Here is a 4,306-nt window from a genome sequence, read left to right on the forward strand (position 1 = left end):
GATTGTAGCTTATCAATCGCCTTTTTCGTGTCTAGTTTTCTGGGTCCACTATAGATCTTGGGGCACCAAGTCTTCGATCAGCACGAGCTCATACTTGCGCTGAGCATGCCCATGTTCCCGAAGCACCGCATTCACCACCGCCAGATACTGCTCATGTTGCCATTGTACAACAAAATCCGGGCACCCGCGAGGGGTTACCCGGATTTTGTCTTCAACCTGACCACGATGCTTCGCATCGTGGCCGGTTTCGAGAAGGTAACCGATGGTGAGGTCTGGCTTGGCGACAAGCTGGTGAGCAGCACGTCTGTCTTTGTTCCGCCTGAGAAACGGAACATCGGCATGGTCTTCCAGTCCTACGCGGTGTGGCCCCATATGGATGTCTTCCAGAACGTTGCTTACCCGCTGCGCATTCGCAAGGTGCCGAAGCAGGAGATTGAGAAGCGAGTGCTGCGGGCGCTGGACATTGTGCACCTGAGCGGGCTGGAGCACCGGATGCCGAGCCAGCTCTCGGGCGGTCAGCAGCAACGGGTGGCCCTGGCGCGCGCCATCGTGGCCGAGCCGAAGATGCTCCTGCTCGACGAGCCGCTCTCCAACCTCGACGCCAAGCTGCGTGAGGCCATGCGCTTTGAAATCAAGGAGATCCAGCGGCGCCTGGGCATCACGGTGATCTATGTTACGCATGATCAGGCAGAGGCCATGGCGATGTCCGACCGGATCATCGTCATGAACAAGGGCGTCATCGAACAGGTGGCTCCGCCCCGCGAGATCTACGATCGGCCCAAGAGCCGGTTCGTGGCCGATTTCGTGGGCCTCGTGAACTTCCTGGAAGCGGATGTTCTCGACAAGGACGGTACCATCCGCATCGGCGACGACCTGATCCTGAAGGTAAACCTGCCCGATGGCGACCACAAGCGGGTCATCGCTGCCATCCGTCCCGAGCATATCGTCATGCAGCACGAGGGCAGCGGAATAGGCACCGTGCGGGGTACCGTGCTCCGGCGGTACTACCTGGGGGACCAGATTGACTACTTTGTGCAGACAAGCGGGGGCGAGATCCGTGTGACCTGCAACCCTTTGCAGGGACAGTTTGCCGAAGGGGATTCTGTGGTGCTCCAGATTCAGCACGCCTTCGCGTTCCCGCTTTAGTCTCGGATTGGCAGACGCAGACGCAGAAGGAGGCCGAGTTCTGTCATGAAACGGATTGCAGTAGTCCTCTCGCTTCTCCTGGCTCTGTCAGCGCTCTTCACCGGGTGCGGCAGCGGTAGCAGCTCTGGTAAGGCTTCCGAGTCTGGCAACTCTGGCTCGACGGCGAGCTCTGGGCAGACTGCCGGCACTGACGCACAGCAGACGGATACGGGCTCCGGGCCGTCCGGCAAGATCACGATCTACACCTCGATGTACCCCGACATCATCGATGTCGTTTCGCCTGAGCTGGAGAAGGCCTTCCCGAATCTCAAGGTTGAATGGTTCCAGGGTGGCACCGAGCAGGTGACGGCCAAGATGGCCGCTGAGATCGAGGCGGGCAAGATCGGCGCAGACGTGCTGATGGTTGCGGATCCTTCTTACTACATCTACTTGAAGAAGAACAACCTCCTGCTTCCGTACAAGTCGGTGAACTTCGACGCGGTCGCGGTGGACTCGGACAGCCAGGACTACACCTACACGGGCGTGCGCATTAACAACGTGGTCATCGGCTACAACACCGATCTCGTCTCGGCCGCGGAGGCCCCGAAGTCCTTCCGCGAACTGACGGATCCCAAGTGGAAGGACCAGGTGGTGTTCGTCGATCCGACCCAGTCTGGCACTGCTCTCGTTTCCACGTATGCGCTGGCGCAGAAGTACGGTTGGGAGTACTGGGAGCAGATGCGTGATAACGGCGCGGTCAACGGCGGCGGTAACTCTTCCGTCGAGACCAAGCTGGCCACTGGTGAGTTCAAGGTAGCCATCATCCTTGAGGAAAACCTGCTCAAGATCAAGGATCGTGGCGAACCTGTTGAGATCGTTTATCCCGAGGATGGTTGCGTCATTATCCCGTCGCCCATCGGGATCCTGAGCACCACGCAGAATCCGGAGGCTGCGAAGGCCGTCGTCGACTGGTGGCTTTCCCAGGAGGGTCAGCAGGCCATCACGATCGGTTGGATGCACTCGGTGCGCACGGACGTGGATCCGCCCAAGGGCGCGAGGCCGCTCGCCGAGTTCAATGCGAACTCGATGAAGGTGGACTGGGCAGATCTGGCCGAAACCTCGGGTGCGGTTAAGGACAAGTTCCTCCAGATCATGGGGTCTAACTAGTATGCGGCTGCGGTTGGATGCTAAGAGCGTGGCCATCGCCCTGGCGGTGGCCGTGCTCCTCGTCTTCGGCATTTTCCCCATCTGCCTGCTGGTGATCAACAGCTTCATCGTGGACGGCCACGTCAGCCTGGACAACTTCAGGGAGGTCTACCTGAACCGGGCCAACCTGACCGCCGTGTGGAACACCGTGAAGGCTGCGGGGCTGACGATGATCATCGGTACGGTGATGTCGTTTCCGCTGGCGTGGCTGGTGGGCCGTACCGACCTGCCGTTCAAGAAGCTCTTCCGAATGTTGATCATCATCCCGTATATGATCCCGCCCTTCGTCGGGGCCATCGCCTGGACCTACCTGGCGAACCCGCGCATCGGGTACCTGAACCAGTGGATCCGGGCGCTGGTCCCGGGCATCGAGCAGGGGCCGCTCAACATCTACACGATGGGCGGTCTGGTCTGGGTGCTCGTGCTGTTCTACTTCCCGTTCTCCTTCCTGTCGATCAGCCGGGCTCTGGAGAAGATGGACCCGTCGCTCGAGGAGGCGGCCCGCATCTCCGGTGCCAACCCGCTGCGGGCGCTGTGGGACATCACCCTGCCGCTCACGGCGCCGGCGATTGCCGCCGGTGCGTTGCTGGTCTTCGTCGCCGCATCTTCCTGCTTCGGTATTCCGTCGATCATCGGCACGCAGGGCCGACTCCAGGTGGTGACCACCCGGATCGTCAGCTACGTCTACGTGGGCACTCCGGATGCGATGCACGAAGCCACCGCCCTCGCCGTAGTGCTCCTGCTTCTGTCCACCGTGGTGCTTTGGTTCTCCAACTGGTACCTGTCGAAGCGGGAGTACTTCACGCTGGGCGGCAAGTCGACCCATCCCGTGGTCGTTGAGCTGGGGCGGTGGAAGTGGCCGCTGGTGGTCGTCTTCTCCATCGTCTGCTTCATCTTCGCCATCCTGCCGGTTCTGGCCCTGGTGATGACGAGCCTGGTCAAGACGATGGGCAAGGGGTTCGCCTTCAACAACCTCTCGCTGGATCCCTGGCGGGCGGTTCTGGCCGACGACGACACCTGGCGGACGCTGCGCACATCGGTGCTCGCCGCACTGCTCGCCGCCACGGGCGGCACGCTGGTCGGCCTGCTCGTCGCCTACCTGAAGGTGAAGACCCGGATGCGCTTCCGGACCATTCCGGACTTCCTGACCACCTTCTGCAACGCCACGCCGGGCATCGTGCTGGCCCTGGGTATGATCCTGGCCTTCTCGGGCAAGTACGGGCTGAACCTCTACGGCACGTTCTGGATCCTGGTGGTCGCCTACTTCGTGCGTCACCTTGCCTACGCGGTGCGGCAGGCTGCCGCAGCCCTGGAGCAGGTGCACCCCTCCCTGGAGGAGGCGGCGCTCTCCAGCGGCGCCACCTGGCTAAGGCTGTTTAAGGACGTGACGATTCCGCTGATCGCCCCCTCGGTGATCGGCAGCTGGTTCCTGGTGTTCATGCCGTCGTTCTACGAACTGACCATGTCGGTGATGCTGTACAGCAGCAAGGCGACGCCGGTTGGTTACCATCTGTACCATCTGAGTTCGTTCGCGTCACCCCAGTCTGCCGCCGTGCTCTCGGTGCTGATCCTGATCCTGGTGTTGATCGGGAACTTGCTGATGTACTGGCTGAGCCGGGGCAAGGTGAGTCTATAAGTCTTGGGAGGCACCCGCGGGGGTGCCTCCCTTCATTTGCCCTTGGCCGACGCACGGCCCCCCATGGCGGACAACGAAGTTCCCGCCAGTCTGCGCGGCGCCGGGTTGATGGGCTGCGCCGCCCGTGCCCGGTGTGGCTGGCGGCTTGGGGGGCCGGGGCAACGCCCGCACCCGGTGCGGCCGGCGGCGAGTCTCCCAAGCGTTGACACAGCGTGTTCCGCATGGCTGTAGGGTTTCGGGCGGGGGTTGGAAGCCTGCTGCGGTGGGGGGTTGCCTGTGTGAAGGCTTGTGAGGGTGGGTCGAGGCGAGGGCTGTCGAGGCTGCGTGGGACGGGATGGC

The 4,306-nt window shown here is 62.1% G+C and carries 3 protein-coding genes; all 3 read left to right on the forward strand.

Annotated elements, in window-relative coordinates; translation table 11 throughout:
* Positions 1-225: 225 nt before the first annotated feature.
* From AB2385_RS16655 to AB2385_RS16665, 3 genes are read left to right on the forward strand one after another with little or no spacing between them, the layout of a single operon-like run.
* On the forward strand, positions 226-1,146 hold the full coding sequence (locus AB2385_RS16655) for an ABC transporter ATP-binding protein (RefSeq protein WP_367656139.1): 921 nt from the start codon (positions 226-228) through the stop codon (positions 1,144-1,146).
* Positions 1,147-1,191: 45 nt separating this feature from the next.
* Positions 1,192-2,292, forward strand: a complete 1,101-nt coding sequence (locus AB2385_RS16660; RefSeq protein ID WP_367656137.1) for an ABC transporter substrate-binding protein — start codon at positions 1,192-1,194, stop codon at positions 2,290-2,292.
* 1 nt (position 2,293) lies between these two features.
* On the forward strand, positions 2,294-3,967 hold the full coding sequence (locus tag AB2385_RS16665) for an ABC transporter permease (RefSeq protein ID WP_367656138.1): 1,674 nt from the start codon (positions 2,294-2,296) through the stop codon (positions 3,965-3,967).
* Positions 3,968-4,306 lie beyond the last annotated feature (339 nt).

Source organism: Symbiobacterium sp., from assembly GCF_040797425.1.
In the GTDB taxonomy this organism is placed as follows: domain Bacteria; phylum Bacillota; class Sulfobacillia; order Symbiobacteriales; family Symbiobacteriaceae; genus Symbiobacterium.